The organism is Mycobacterium avium subsp. avium, from assembly GCF_009741445.1.
Lineage (GTDB): Bacteria > Actinomycetota > Actinomycetes > Mycobacteriales > Mycobacteriaceae > Mycobacterium > Mycobacterium avium.
Map to the genome: position 1 here is coordinate 4629340 of NZ_CP046507.1, position 14148 is coordinate 4643487.

Below are 14148 nucleotides of genomic sequence, written 5' to 3' on the forward strand. Positions count from 1 at the left end.
AATTCGGCCGAAATTCCCGCCGCGCTTTGGTGGTCGCTACAAGCGCGCCGCCGACGCGGCTCCCCCGGGCGCGCCGGCGCGTGATTCGTTGCGCTGCAAACGAATCAGGGCCTCGCGATGTTGTCAGCTGTTGAGATTGGCGCGAACGCCTTCTTCGACCTTCCTGCCGATGTCGGGGTCGACGTGGCGCCAGTACGCGAAGACACGGGACAGGACGGGTTCATTCACCCCCGCCGAGACGTGACCAACGATGTTGTGTACCAGGCGTTCCCGTTGCGCATCGTCCATCACCCGGCGCACCAGGGTGCCGGCCTGGCCCCAGTCGTCATCGTCGCGGCGCAGCGTGTACGCCGCGCGCAGCATCTGCCCGTCGGCGGCCCAGTGCACCTCGCCGGCCCGTGCGGGATCGGCGTGCGGCCCGCCCGCGGAGTTGGGCGCATACACCGGGTCGGCGGTGTTGACAATCCGCATCCGGCCGTCCTTGGCGTACGAGCGCACCGCACACCGGGCGGCGTTGACCGGGAGCTGGTCGTGGTTGACCCCGATGCGGGCACGGTGCGCATCGGGGTAGGCGAAACTGCGGCCCAACAACAGCCTGTCGGGGCTCAGCCCGGTGCCGGGCACCAGGTTGCTCGGCGCGAAGGCGGCCTGCTCGACCTCGGCGTGGTGATCGGTGACGTTGCGGTCCAACGTCATCGTGCCGACCTCGATGGGTGGGTAGTCGGCGTGCGGCCACACCTTCGTCACGTCAAAGGGGTTGAAGCGGTAGGTTTTCGCGTCGGCGAACGGCATCAACTGCACCTGCAGCGACCAGCTCGGATACTCCCCGCGCGCGATGGCCTCGTACAGGTCGCGCACGCAGCAGTCGGGATGGGTGCCGGCCAGCCGCCGACCCTCTTCCTGGGGCAACCATTGGATGCCCTGGTCGGTCTTGAAGTGGTACTTCACCCAATGGATCTCGCCGGCCGAATTGACCCAACTGAACGCGTGCAGGCCGAAGCCGTTCATATGCCGAAACGTCCTGGGGATGCCCCGGTCCCCCATCACCAGCGTCACCAGATGCGCAGTCTCGGGACAGCTCGTCCAGAAATCCCACACCATGTTGTGGTCGTGCAGGTCGTTGTCCGCGCGGCGGCCCCCGGCGCGAATCAGGTTGGGAAACTTCATCGGATCCCGGATCGCGAAGACCGGGACGTCGCTGCCGACGAGGTCGAAGTTGCCTTCGGTGGTGTAAAACTTCACCGAAAACCCGCGGTTGTCGCGGGCCGTGTCGGCACTGCCACGCTCGCCGCTGTTGCCCGACGAGAAACGGGCGAACACCTCGGTGACCGCACCCGGTTGCAGGAAGGCCGCCTTGGTGTACTCACTCACATCGGCCGTCACCTCGAAGCGCCCGTATGCCCCGGCGCCCTTGGCGTGCGGCTGACGCTCGGGCACCCGTTCCCGATTGAACGCCGCCATCTGCTCGACGAGGTAGGAATCCTGCAGCAGGAGCGGCCCGTCGGGGCCCACCGTCAAGGACAGTTCGTCACTGGGCGCCGGCGCACCCGCATTCGTGGTCGTATGGTTCTCCGCCATATCGTGTGGTCCGGCGGCTTCCGGCTCACCGGCCGAGGTTGGCGGCTCGGATGCCGTCTTCCACCCTCTTGCCGATGTCGGCGTCGATGTTGTACCAGTATTCGACGACGCGTGACAGCACGGGTTCTTTCACGCCGTCTGTGACATGGTGAACGATGTTGTGCACAAGTCGTTCCCGCTCGGCGTCGTCCATCACGTCGCGCACCAGGGCGCCGGCCTGGCCCCAGTCGTCGTCGTCTGGTCGCAGCGTGTAGGGCGCGCGCACCATCATTCCGCCGTCGACGGCCCATTTCACCACGGACGCCCGGTCGGGATCGGCCTTCGGCCCGCCGTAGGAGTTGGGCGCATACACCGGGTCGGTGGAGTTGACGAAGCGCATCTGTCCGTCCTTGGAATAGCTGCGCACCGGACACCGCGGGGCGTTGACCGGAATTTGGTTGTGGTTGGCCCCGACCCGGTAGCGGTGCGCGTCGGCGTAGGCGAAACTGCGCCCCAGCAAAAGCTTGTCCGGGCTCAGCCCGATCCCGGGCACCAGCGCATGCGGCGCGAAGGTCACCTGCTCGACCTCGGTGTGGTGGTCGGTGACGTTGCGGTCCAGCGTCATGGTGCCCAGATCGATGAGCGGATAGTCGGCGTGCGGCCACACCTTGGTCACGTCGAAAGGGTTGAACCGATACGTCTTGGCGTCCTCGAACGGCATGATCTGCACCTTCACCGACCAGCTCGGATGGTCCCCGCGCTCGATCGCCTCGTACAGATCCCGGATGCAGTAGTCCGGGTCGGTGCCGGCCAGCCGATCGCCCTCTTCCTGGGTCAACCATTCGATGCCCTGGTTGGACTTGAAATGAAACTTCACCCACGAGATCTCGCCGGCGGCGTTGAGGAAGCTGAAGGTGTGCAGGCCGAAGCCGTGCATGTGACGAAACGTCTTGGGAATACCGCGATCGCTCATGATCATGGTCACCTGGTGCGCCGACTCCGGGGAGAGCGTCCAAAAATCCCACTGCATGTTGTGGTCACGGCAGTCGTTGTTCGCGCGGCGTTTGGCCGAGCGGACCATCTGCGGGAACTTGATCGGGTCCCGGATGACGAAGACCGGGAAGTCGAGGCCGACGAGGTCGAAGTTGCCCTCGGTGGTGTAGAACTTCACCGAAAACCCGCGCGTGTCCCGCACGGTGTCGGCGCTGCCGCGCTCGCCGGCGTTCCCTGACAGCCGCACGAACACGTCGGTCTTGGTGCCCGGCTGAAACACGGCGGCTTTGGTGTAGGCGCTCAGGTCATTGGTGACCTCGAACCGGCCGAACGCGCCGGTCCCCTTGGCGTGCGGCTGGCGCTCGGGGACCCGCTCGCGGTTGAACGCGGCCAACTGCTCGATGAGATAGAAATCCTGCAGCAGTACCGGGCCATCGGGACCCAGCGTCAACGACAGTTCGTCGCTGGGCGCCGGGGCGCCCGCATTCGTCGTCGTGAAATTCTCCGTCATCAGTGTCCTCCCTAGCTCGAAATCAGTGGGCAATCAAAAAAATTCGGCGGCCCCGCCGCCGTCGTCGACGAGCGGTCCGCTACTGGAACTTTCGATACGAATCGAGGTCTGCCTGTTCGAACGACCGCGCGAGCTGCTCCCCCTTGTCGGTGAGTTGCATCCACGCGGCATACATCCATTTCTCGGGATCGTCGTAGTGCTTGAGGTAGACGTGGGAGATCTTGTGCATCGATCGCTCCAGCGGCTGGTCCCAGGCGACGAATCGTTCACCCTCGGTGGCCACGCCGCCCAGATGTTCGCCCACCATCACCTGGGCACCCAGCCGGACCAGCCCATCGCTGACCATGGAGCGGATGACCGCCAGGGTTTCGTCTTGCACTTCCGACGGCGCCGCGCCCGGATGGCGTTGCCGGACATGCCAATCCACGGCATTGAGATCCACGGGCTGACCCAGGCCGTCGAGCAGCAGCCCACGGCGCACCATCTCACGCGGCGAGACTTGATCCTCAGCTTGCATCTGCGCATCAGCTCCTTGCCGTGGCCGGGCGTGCTGTAGTCGACTCTGCACTCGGCGCGCTCGGATGTCATCGGAGGCGATTCCAAGCCGTCGCGTCGATTTCTCGTCCGGCTTTGGTGGCCGCTACAAGCGGATCCCGGGGCGGCGCCCCGGTTGGTGCTCGCCGCCGAGACCCGCAGCGCAACCCCGCAGCTGCGGCACGATAGGTTTGCAGGGCCCATAAATACGGATCGGAACGCTTGTGGTGTCTGCTAAAGCGGTGTGGGAAATCGGCGGGAAACTTTGGAACCGACTCCGTTGCCACCCGGCCGCATCGCGCGAACGCTGATATGCGGTACGGCGCCGCGCGTGGCTGCCGGCCGTTGAGTCGTCCGGTCCCTGCCAGAAGCAACCCATGGAGGAGGAGCCAGTGGCTAAGTGTGTGATGGTGCTGTACCCCGATCCCGTTGACGGGTATCCGCCGAAGTACGCCCGCGACAGCATCCCGGTGATCAACAGCTACCCCGACGGCTCGTCGCTGCCGACGCCGTCAAAGATCGACTTCACGCCCGGTGAGCTGCTCGGCTGCGCCTCCGGTGCCCTGGGGTTGCGCAAGTTCTTCGAAGACGGCGGGCACGAGCTGGTCGTGACGTCGGACAAGGACGGCCCGGACTCGGAGTTCGAGCGGGAACTGCCCGACGCCGATATCGTGATCTCCCAACCTTTTTGGCCCGCCTACATCACCAAGGAGCGGTTCGCCAAGGCGCGCAACCTCAAGCTGGCGCTGACCGCCGGCATCGGGTCGGACCACGTGGACCTCACCGAGGCGCAGGCGCGGGGGGTCACCGTCGCCGAGGAAACCTGGAGCAACAGCATCAGCGTCGCCGAGCACACGGTGATGCAGATCCTGGCGTTGGTGCGCAACTTCGTCCCGTCGCACCAGTGGATCCGCGACGGCGGCTGGAATATCGCCGACTGTGTGCAGCGGTCCTACGACGTGGAGGGCATGGACGTCGGGGTGATCGCCGCCGGCCGGATCGGGCGCGCGGTGCTCGAGCGGATGAAACCCTTTGGGGTGAACCTGCACTACTTCGATGTGCACCGGCTCTCGCCGGAGTACGAGAAGCAACTCGGCGTGACGTATCACCCCGACGTCGAGTCGCTGGCCCGCTCGGTGGACGTGGTGTCGATCCACTCGCCGCTGATCGCCCAGACCCATCACATGTTCAACGAGAAGCTGCTGAAGTCGATGCGGCGCGGCTCCTACATCGTCAACACCGCCCGCGCCGAGGAGACCGACCACAAGGCGATCGTGGCCGCGCTGGAGAGCGGTCAGCTCGCCGGCTACGCCGGCGACGTGTGGTTCCCGCAGCCGTCGCCACCGCATCACCCGTGGCGCACCATGCCCAATCACGCGATGACGCCGCATATCTCGGGCTCCAGCCTGTCGGCGCAGGCCCGCTACTGCGCCGGGACCCGCGAGATCCTCGAGGACTGGTTCGCCGGCCGCCCCATCCGCTCGGAATACCTGATCGTCGAGGGCGGCAAGTTCGCCGGGACCGGGGCCAAGTCCTACGCGCAGTAGGCAGCACGAGCGAAGTCAAGAACGACGTGAGCCGATGGCATGTTGCAGTTCGTCGATGCACGCATCGATGACGACGGCCACGCTGGCCGGGCTGCCCGCGGGTAGCGCCGCGCTGTGACGGCGCGCGGACTCGGCATGTGCAGCAGCGGTTTCCGGGTGGCCGGCGGCCAGCGCGGAGACGGCGTCACGTAGGTCGTCGACCGCGGCGCGGAACGCTTCGACGTGCGGGCCGCCGGGGATGCGCACCGACGTCAGGGTCCGCGCCAGCTGCAACACCGAGCTGCCGAACAGCGCGACGTGCACCGCCTGGCGGTCGGCGGCCCCGACCGCGCCGCGCAACGGCCACCGGCGCGGGCAGACGCGCGCCAATTGCCCTGCGGTGCCGCGGGCTTCGATGAGACTCGCCGAGCACCGCTGCAGCCGGTCGGCGGCGGACAGCGCCCAACCCTGATCCGGTGACGCCGAATCGGTGCTGCGACAACAGATCTGGGCCAGAATGTCGTGCAGCGCGGTCAATAGCTCGCCGGATGCGTCGTGCAGGACCGCGAGCGGATTCTTGGGAAACAGCAGGATGCTGAACACCACCGCCAGTCCGCCGCCGATCAGCGCGTCGTACAGCCGCTCCACCCCGAGCCCGGTGTGCGGGAACGCCATGATCAGGATGGCCGAGATCACGCTCTGGTTGACGAACATCGATCGCTGGGTGCTGAAGCTGCGCGCAATCAGCACCGCCAGGGTCAGCGAAAGCATCACGGCCGCACCCATGCCGATGGGTCCCGCGCCGAACACGGCCAGCACGACGGTGCCCGCCCCGATCCCCAACGCCACGCCGATGATCATTTCGACGGCCAGTTCGGCGCGCACCCGATTGGTCATCCACAAACACACCGCGGCGGCGATCGGCGCGAAGAAGGGCTCCCGGTGGTCGAGCACGTCGTGGGCGAGGTACCAGGCGAGGCCGGCGGCGACCGTGGTCTGCGCGATCGGCCACAAAGTCCGTCGCAGGCGCCGCGCAAGGTCCGGCATCGTCGGCTCCTCCCGTCACGACAGTGTCCCTCGAGGTGAGGGCGCCGGCTACGGAGCGGCCGCCGGGATTGTCACGGACATCGGGGCACCCGTTTGGGAACCGCTACAAGCGCCAGGGACACGCCGCCGCAAACTCGGCAACAGCGCCGCCGCGTCGGTTCCCGGGCCGGTACGTCATCGAAGCTTCTGTGCGAATTCGATGACGTTGCCGTCCGGATCGGCGATGTGCAGCGTCCTTTCCCGCCAGGGCCGGTCCACCGGTCCGCTGAGGATCTCGACGCCGAGCCCCCGCAACCGCGTCGCTTCCTCGTCCACGTCATCGACCAGAAAACCGATCTCGCCGCACGGCGCGGTGCCGCCCTCGCGACCGATCAGCTCGGGAAGCTTGGAGCGTTCGAAAAGCGAGAACTTGGTGTTGGGCATCTCGAACTCGACATACCCGTCGCCCTCGATGCGCACCTCGAGCCCGACCACGTCCCGGTAGAACATCACCGACCGCTCCAGTGACTCGACATATTGGATGACGTAGTCCACGCGGCGCATGGCATCCACCGTATCGGCTCACGGCCCGTCCTCGGGACCGCTACAGGCGCATCGCCGCCAGCTCGAGAACCCACCACACTTCGGTGACCACCTCGGTGTCGCGCAGGCTGGCGCCGGTCAGCTCCTCGAACCGCGCCAGCCGATACCGCACGGTGTTCTGATGGACGAATAACCTTGTCGCCGTGCGCTCCACGTGCATCCCGCACGCCAGGTACGTCCGGACCGTGGCAATCAGTTCACGGCTCGAACCGCCGACGGACAGCGGCTCCAGGTAGCGCTTCCGCAACAGCTCGCCGACGTCGGCATCGATCGCGACGGCCGTGCGCAGACCCAGCGCGGCGATGTCGTAGGCGCCGCGCAACCCGCAGGCCTCCGCGGTTACCAGCGCGCGCGCCGCCATCCGGTAGGACTCGCTCAACCGCGTCAGCGGCCTCGGGGGGCCGAAACCCACGACACCCTCGACGTCGCGGGGCGGCTCGATCAGGAAGCCGGCGAGGTCGCCGTCGAGCAGGGCGCACAGGCCGCGTCGACTGTGCGCCGGGTCCTGAAAACCCAGCGACTGCTCCAGCCGGAGATGGGGGCCGTCGCCGCCCAGGCGGGCGCGGACGGCCACATACTCGGCGCCCGGGTCCAGCCCACGCAGCTCGGCGTGCATGCGCAGCTCGGCGGCCGGGAGCGAACCCATCAGCGCACCCCGAACGAACTCCGCGTCACTCTCCTCGGCCTCGAGGGCCAGCGCGCGTTCGGTCCGCCGATGCGCCTTGGCCGAGGTCGCCATGGCGATGTCGGACCATGCCAGTGCCGACTGAACGAGTTCCAGCACCCGCGCATCGTCGACGCCCAACCGTCGCGCCGCCTCACGCGCGCACTCCACCACCACCTCGACGCCGATCCGCCAGGCGCGCAGCATGTCGTCGACGGGGACGCCGTCGCGCGCCCGCGCCTCGCCGATCGCGGCGAGGCCCGCGATCTGCGGCTCGTGCAACGCCTCGCGCCCGCCGACGGCGGACCGCAAGACCCACTCGAGCTCGGCCTCGAGTGCCTCGTCGGCAACCGAGCGGTAGACCGGAAGCCGGGACCGAATGACGCTGCGGACGCGACCGACCACCGCGGCGTGGTCGTCGAGCAACGCGCCGACGAGTCGGGAAACGGAGTCCGGCCGGATCGTTTGGGCGCCTTGGGATTTGGGAACCGCAACCAGCGCGGAAGCGGAATCGCCGTCGACGCCGTTGACCGGCGCCCGGAAGTCTTTCATCGTGCGGCCCCGCGATGGGTCGAGCGGTGGGGCGAGGTGGTGCCGTCTTCGGTGTTCGCGGCGACCACCGAATCGCGGCACGGCACGCGCCGGCAGTGGTTCATGGTCTCTCCTGAGGTGAAATCGGCCCTGCGGCCGGTGGATTCGTCGCTTCCGAAGCACTTCAGTCTCGCGTGCGGTCGCCGGGGGTGTCCAAGACGTAGTTCCGACCGGGTGATAGGCCCGGCCGATCACGGCCGGTGGCGGCTAGCCCGCGGAGTATCCGGGCGCGGCCTTGCGCAACACGTCATTGATGCCGGCGCCCCGCGCGGTCTGCACCAACGCGCGGGTCAGCACCGAGCCCGGCTCGGTGGCGCTGGTGACCAGCGCGACCGTGGCGGTGACGGTCGGGTTCTCCAGCCGCAGGATGCGCGCGCCGGCGGGCGGGCGCAGCGAGTGGATCCAGGTCTGCGGGATGATGCTTGCCCAGCGGCCGGTGCCGACGTGCGCCAGCAGCGTGGCGACGGAGTCGGTCTCGAGCTGCGGCGTGACCGTGAGCTCCTGCGCGGCCAGCGCGTCGTCGATGAGCCGGCGACCGCGCATGCCCTGGTTCAGCAGGCACATCGGCAGCGTCAGCGCGTCGGACCAGCTGATGGTCTCCGACGGGTCGGGGAGCAACTCGGCGCCGGCGATGAGCACCTGCTGCTCGGTGTAGAGCGGGGTGACCAGCAGGTCGGCGACATCCTGCCGGTCGGGGTAGAGGACCCCGGCGTCCAGCTCGAACCGGCGCAGTCGCTGCACGATCTCGGCCGACCGCAGGCTGGTCTCGAGCTGCACCCGCACCAGCGGATGGGCGGCGCAGAAGGGATCGGTGAGCAGGGCGACGATGCTCGAGGCCGCCGGGATGACGCCGAGGCGCAGCTCGCCGGTCAGGCCGGTCTGCAGCGCGGCGACCTCCTGCTTGAGGGCGTCGTGGTCGGCCAGGATGCGCCGCGCCCACAGCACCAGCCGCTCGCCCTCGGGCGTCAGCCCTTCGAACTTCTGCCCGCGACGCACCAGGGGCACGTTGAGTTCCTGCTCGAGCTTGCGGATGGCCTCCGAGAGCGCGGGCTGGGACACGTAGCAGGCGCGGGCGGCCCGCGCGAAGTGACGCTCGGAGGCGAGCGCGACGAAGTACTCCAGCTGACGAAACAGCATCAGCCCATTGTCAATGACCGTCGCTGCCGCGGCGGCTTTTCACAGCGTTTCGTCGAGCTCACCAAGACGGTTGGTCAGCCGCAGGTTCTCTGAGTAGTCGACCGGGCAGCTGATCAGCGAGACGCCGTCGTCGTCGAGCGCGGCCCGCAGCGTCGGCAACAGTTCGTCGGCATGAGAGATGCGATATCCCTTGGCGCCGAAGCTTTCTGCGTAGGTGACCACGTCGGGGTTGGCGAATTTGACGTAGTAGTGTGCGCCGAGCTCGAGGTCCATCTTCCATTCGATCAGGCCGTAGCCGCCGTCCTCCCAGATCAGCACCACCAGCGGGATGCGTTCGCGCACGGCGGTCTCGATCTCCTGGGAGTTCATCAGGAACGCGCCGTCGCCGACCACGGCCAGCACCTTGGACTGCGGCTGGGCAAGCTTCACCCCGAGCGCCCCGGGCAGGGCAAAGCTCATGGTGGACAAGCCATTTGAGATCAGGCAGGTGTTGCGCTCGTAGGTCGGGTACAGCCGGGCCATCCACATCTTGGTGGCGCCGGTGTCGACCAGCACCACGTCGCTGCGGCCCAGCGCCGCCCGGGTGTCGGCGACCACCCGCGCCGGGGCCAGCGGATAACGCGAATCCTGTTGCCCGCGCGCGAATTCGTCGGTCAGCAGCCCGGAGCCGGGCACGTCGGCGGCGTGCTCGAAACGGTGACCGGACAGCGCGTCGGTCAGCGCGTTCAGCGAATCGCTGATGTCGCCGATGATGCCCACGTCGACCGAGTAGTGCGCGTCCACCTCGGCCGGGAACCGGTGCATGTGGATGATCTTCTTGTCGGCCTGCGGGTTGATCCGGACCGGGTCGAACTCCTGCAATTCGTAGCCGACGGCGATGACGGCGTCGGCGTGGTCGAACCCGAAGTTGACGTAGTCGTGCCGCATGAAGCCCAGCGTGCCGATGCTGTTGGGGTGGTCGTCGGGCATGACGCCCTTGCCGTGGAAGGTGTTGGCCACCTGGATGCCGAACTCCTCGGAGAAGCGCACCAGCGCCTTGGTGGCATCGGCGCGCGCCGCGCCGTGCCCGGCCAGCACCACCGGGCGCTTGGCGTTGCGCAGGATCTGCGCGGCGCGTTCCACCTGGCGCGGCGACGGGGCGTCGGGCCGGACCACGTTGCGCGGCAACGGCCCCAGGTCGTAGTCGGTTTCGTCGGCATCGATGTGTTCGGGCACCGCCAGATACACCGCGGCCGGGCGCTCGGATTCGGCGAGTTTGAAGGCCTTGCGCACCATCTCGGGGATGGCGCGCGCGGTCGGGATGCCGGCCGCCCACCGGGTGATCGGGGCGAACATCGACACCAGGTCGACGTATTGATGCGACTCCTTGAACTCCCGGTCGTGACCCACCTGCGCGGAGATGGCGACCAGCGGGGTGCTGTTGGTGGTGGCGTCGGCGACCCCGAGTTGCATGTTGATCGCGCCGGGCCCCAGGGTGGCCGACACCACCGCCGCCCGGCCGGTGACCCGTCCGTACATCTCGGCCATGAAGGAGGCGGCCTGCTCGTGCCGGGTCAGCACGTAGCGGATCGGTGAGGCGGCCAGCGCCTGCACGAAGCGGATGTTCTCCTCGCCGGGCAGCCCGAACACGACGGAAACCCCCTCGTTTTCCAGGCACTTGACGATCAGCTCAGCGGCTTTGCTCATCCGACACCTCCCGTTGGCCACGATAGTGGCAGGCTGGAAGTCGGACGTTTCACCAAGCACGCAGACGAAGGAGGGCCAGCGTGCCCATCGCCACCATCAACCCCGCAACCGGCGAGACGGTCAAAACCTTCACCCCGGCCAGCGATGCGGAAGTCGATGCCGCCATCGCCCGCGCCTACGAACGCTTCCTCGACTACCGCCACTCCACCACGTTCGCCCAGCGCGCCCAGTGGGCCAACGCCACCGCCGACCTGCTCGAGGCCGAGGCCGACGAGGTGGCCGCCATGATGACGCTGGAGATGGGCAAGACCCTCAAGTCGGCCAAGGCGGAAGCGCTCAAGTGCGCCAAGGGTTTTCGCTACTACGCGCAGAACGCCGAGCAGCTGCTGGCCGACGAGCCGGCCGACGCCGGCAAGGTCGGCGCGGCCCGGGCGTACATCCGCTACCAGCCGCTCGGCGTGGTGCTGGCCGTGATGCCGTGGAACTTTCCGCTGTGGCAGGCGGTGCGGTTCGCCGCGCCGGCGCTGATGGCCGGCAACGTCGGCATCCTCAAGCACGCGTCGAACGTGCCGCAGAGCGCGCTGTATCTGGCCGACGTCATCACCCGCGGCGGCTTCCCCGAGGGCTGCTTCCAGACCCTGCTGGTGCCGTCCAGCGCGGTCGAGCGCATCCTGCGCGACCCGCGGGTGGCCGCGGCCACCCTGACCGGCAGCGAACCGGCCGGCCAGTCGGTGGCGGCCATCGCCGGCGACGAGATCAAGCCCACCGTGCTCGAGCTCGGCGGCAGCGACCCGTTCATCGTGATGCCCTCAGCCGATCTGGATGAGGCCGTCAAGACCGCGGTCACCGCCCGGGTGCAGAACAACGGCCAATCCTGCATCGCGGCCAAGCGGTTCATCGTGCACACCGACATCTACGACACGTTCGTCGACAAGTTCGTCGAACAGATGAAAGCGCTGAAGGTCGGCGACCCCACCGACCCGGCCACCGACGTGGGCCCGCTGGCCACCGAGTCGGGCCGCGACGAGATCGCCAAGCAGGTCGACGACGCCGTGGCCGCGGGCGCCACGCTGCGCTGCGGCGGCAAGCCGCTCGACGGGCCCGGCTGGTTCTACCCGCCGACCGTGGTCACCGACATCACCAAGGACATGGCGCTGTACACCGAGGAGGTGTTCGGGCCCGTCGCGTCGATGTACCGGGCCGCCGACATCGACGAGGCCATCGAGATCGCCAACGCCACCACCTTCGGATTGGGGTCCAACGCCTGGACCAACGATGCGGCCGAGCAGCAGCGCTTCATCGACGACATCGAGGCCGGCCAGGTCTTCATCAACGGCATGACGGTGTCCTACCCCGAGCTTGGGTTCGGCGGCGTCAAGCGGTCCGGCTACGGCCGCGAGCTCGCCGGCCTGGGCATCCGCGCCTTCTGCAACGCCAAGACCGTCTGGATCGGGTCGTCGAAGAGCGGCGACGCCGGAGGCGGCTCGAAGGTCGAGTGACCCGCCGAGCAGACGTGAAATCCCCCGACACGCCGTGACATTGGGGGCTTTTGCGTCTGCTCGCCGTCACACCGCGGCCAGCGCGCGGGCGTCCTCGTCGGCGAAGGTGTCCTCGAGCTGCACGGGCGTGTAGTCCAGGTCGATCTCGGCCAGCGGGCGGCCCCGGGCGCTGGCGATGGTGCCGAAGCGCCGCATGCCCTTGTCGCTGGCATAGGCCATGAACTCGTCCACCGACAGGTCGAAGGGCATCGGGTCGTAGAGCGCGAAGCCCTCTTCGATCAGGCGCAGCCCGAGCGGCATCAGTTCGTTCATCCGGGTTTCGAAGACGCCCCAGTTGGCGTCGTCGGCGGCGACGTGCCGGCGGCAGGTGAAGGTGCCCCACGCCATGTGCCGGCGCTCGTCGTCGCCGATGCGCCGCACCAGTTCCTGCATGCCCGGCAGGATGCCGCGTTCCACGCAGATCTTGTGCCAGCCGAAGTATCCGGTCAGCGCCAGCATGCCTTCGACCATGTGGTTGTAGGTCACCGACGCCCGCACCTGGGCGGCCGGCGACGGATCGATCGTCAGCGCGTTCAGGCAGTCCGGCAGCTCCTCGTAGAAGATTGTCCGGTAGCTGGGGACGTCGTCGAGGAAGTGGTGCAGATCGTCGGTGACACCGACGGCGTCCAGCCACATCCGGAACACCTGGACGTGCTTGGCCTCCTCGAAGGCGAACTGGGTCAAATACATCTCGTCGCCGAGCCGGCCTTCGGCCCGCATCGCGGCCATGAACGGCTGGATGTCCTGGGTCACCGATTCCTCGCCGGCGATGAACTCGGCGCACAGCCGGGTGGCGTAGCTGCGTTCGTCGTCGGTGAGCCGTTCCCAGTCGGCCCGGTCGCGGGAGAAGTCGATGTCGGCAGGATTCCAGAATTTCGCGTTGCCGCCCGCAAAAAGCTTGAGCGGCAAGCTGTCCCAGTTGAGACCGCCCTGCACCATCGAGGCGCTTCGGGTTCGGTTCATGTGACCTCCTCAGATCGTGGGGTGGCAAAGTGGGCCGGCGCGGGCGAGAACGCGGCGGCCAGCACCGCGACCAGCCGGCGCACCGCCAGCGCGGGCTGCTCGGGGGTGGGCTCGTCGAGCCCGAGCACCGGATCCAGTCCGCGCATGTAGGGGGCCAGCGCCAGGTGCGGGAAGATCAGCAGCAGCAACGACAACAGCGCGTCGGTGTCCGAGTCGGCGCGCAGGTCGCCGCGCAGCCGGGCGTCGCGCACCAGCGGCCGCAGCACCTCCAGGTAGTGGCGGTGGATGACGTTCTGCACGCTGATCCGGGCCTCGGTGTCGACTTCCAGCGTGGCCGCGGCGTGCAGCGCCCGCTCGTGCGGGTGGTCGGCGAAGTAGGCCACCCACCCGTCGAGCAGGTCGGTCAGGAATTCGAAGAACGGCCGGGTCGGGTCGAGCTCGCGGATCAGCTGCTCGATGTAGCCGCGGACCCGCTGGCTGCCGATGTCGGCGATGAACGCATACAGGTCGCGCTTGTCGGCGAAGTACTGGAACAGGCTGCCCTTGGCCACGCCGGCCTTGCGGGCGATGACGTTCAGGCTGCCGCGGGAGAATCCGTGCGCGCCGAATTCCGACTCCGCGGCCTCGATGATCGCCGCGCGTCGAGCCGGGTCGACGCGCGCCCAAGTGACCGTGGGCAATGCCGCCTCCTACCTGAATGACCACTGGTCATCCTACTGTGAGCAAGCTCACAGTCAAGGGGGCTGCGGCGGGCGCCTTTGCGTCTTGCCGCCCGGCCCTGCGCGCGCCGAGCGTCACGCTGGCGTGACGCCAGAGCCC

12 protein-coding genes are annotated in these 14148 nt (G+C 68.0%); 2 read left to right on the forward strand and 10 right to left on the reverse strand.

Annotation, left to right across the window (positions count from 1 at the left end):
• Positions 1-123: 123 nt before the first annotated feature.
• The 3 genes from MAA44156_RS21695 to MAA44156_RS21705 form a co-directional block, all read right to left on the reverse strand.
• Positions 124-1578 (reverse strand): catalase, encoded by a 1455-nt coding sequence (locus MAA44156_RS21695; RefSeq protein ID WP_011726337.1) that lies wholly within the window; start codon positions 1576-1578, stop codon positions 124-126.
• Between the two features lie 25 nt (positions 1579-1603).
• Positions 1604-3061 (reverse strand): catalase, encoded by a 1458-nt coding sequence (locus tag MAA44156_RS21700; RefSeq protein WP_009979632.1) that lies wholly within the window; start codon positions 3059-3061, stop codon positions 1604-1606.
• Between the two features lie 79 nt (positions 3062-3140).
• Positions 3141-3440 carry a hypothetical protein gene (locus MAA44156_RS21705; protein WP_009979635.1) on the reverse strand — a complete coding sequence of 100 codons (300 nt, stop codon included), beginning with the start codon at positions 3438-3440 and terminating at the stop codon, positions 3141-3143.
• A 547-nt stretch (positions 3441-3987) separates the two neighbouring features.
• On the opposite strand from MAA44156_RS21705, the gene MAA44156_RS21710 reads away from it, so the two are divergent.
• Entirely contained in the window at positions 3988-5142 is a 1155-nt protein-coding gene (locus tag MAA44156_RS21710; protein ID WP_029248645.1) for an NAD-dependent formate dehydrogenase, read from the forward strand.
• Between the two features lie 15 nt (positions 5143-5157).
• Here MAA44156_RS21710 and MAA44156_RS21715 read toward each other — a convergent pair whose 3' ends face one another.
• The 5 genes from MAA44156_RS21715 to MAA44156_RS21735 form a co-directional block, all read right to left on the reverse strand.
• The gene (locus MAA44156_RS21715; RefSeq protein WP_205590182.1) at positions 5158-6168 is read right to left on the reverse strand and encodes an FUSC family protein; all 1011 of its coding nucleotides are present in this window, start codon (positions 6166-6168) and stop codon (positions 5158-5160) included.
• A gap of 174 nt (positions 6169-6342) precedes the next feature.
• Positions 6343-6711 carry a VOC family protein gene (locus tag MAA44156_RS21720; RefSeq protein ID WP_011726343.1) on the reverse strand — a complete coding sequence of 123 codons (369 nt, stop codon included), beginning with the start codon at positions 6709-6711 and terminating at the stop codon, positions 6343-6345.
• A gap of 40 nt (positions 6712-6751) precedes the next feature.
• Entirely contained in the window at positions 6752-7966 is a 1215-nt protein-coding gene (locus MAA44156_RS21725; RefSeq protein WP_009979641.1) for a PucR family transcriptional regulator, read from the reverse strand.
• Positions 7967-8212: 246 nt separating this feature from the next.
• A complete protein-coding gene (locus MAA44156_RS21730) occupies positions 8213-9142 on the reverse strand; it encodes a LysR family transcriptional regulator (RefSeq protein WP_009979642.1) in 930 nt (309 codons plus the stop codon).
• Between the two features lie 39 nt (positions 9143-9181).
• Entirely contained in the window at positions 9182-10828 is a 1647-nt protein-coding gene (locus tag MAA44156_RS21735; RefSeq protein WP_009979643.1) for an acetolactate synthase large subunit, read from the reverse strand.
• An 80-nt stretch (positions 10829-10908) separates the two neighbouring features.
• Here MAA44156_RS21735 and MAA44156_RS21740 point away from each other — a divergent pair, with 80 nt between their 5' ends.
• Complete coding sequence (locus tag MAA44156_RS21740) at positions 10909-12327, forward strand: NADP-dependent succinic semialdehyde dehydrogenase (protein WP_009979644.1); 1419 nt, start codon at positions 10909-10911, stop codon at positions 12325-12327.
• A gap of 66 nt (positions 12328-12393) precedes the next feature.
• On the opposite strand, the gene MAA44156_RS21745 is transcribed toward MAA44156_RS21740, so the two are convergent.
• Both MAA44156_RS21745 and MAA44156_RS21750 read right to left on the reverse strand, forming a co-directional pair.
• Positions 12394-13329 carry a R2-like ligand-binding oxidase gene (locus MAA44156_RS21745; RefSeq protein WP_009979645.1) on the reverse strand — a complete coding sequence of 312 codons (936 nt, stop codon included), beginning with the start codon at positions 13327-13329 and terminating at the stop codon, positions 12394-12396.
• Positions 13326-14009: a TetR/AcrR family transcriptional regulator gene (locus MAA44156_RS21750; RefSeq protein ID WP_009979647.1), complete on the reverse strand. Its 684-nt coding sequence runs from the start codon at positions 14007-14009 to the stop codon at positions 13326-13328. Before MAA44156_RS21750 ends, MAA44156_RS21745 begins: the two co-directional genes overlap by 4 nt.
• Between the last annotated feature and the right edge of the window lie 139 nt (positions 14010-14148).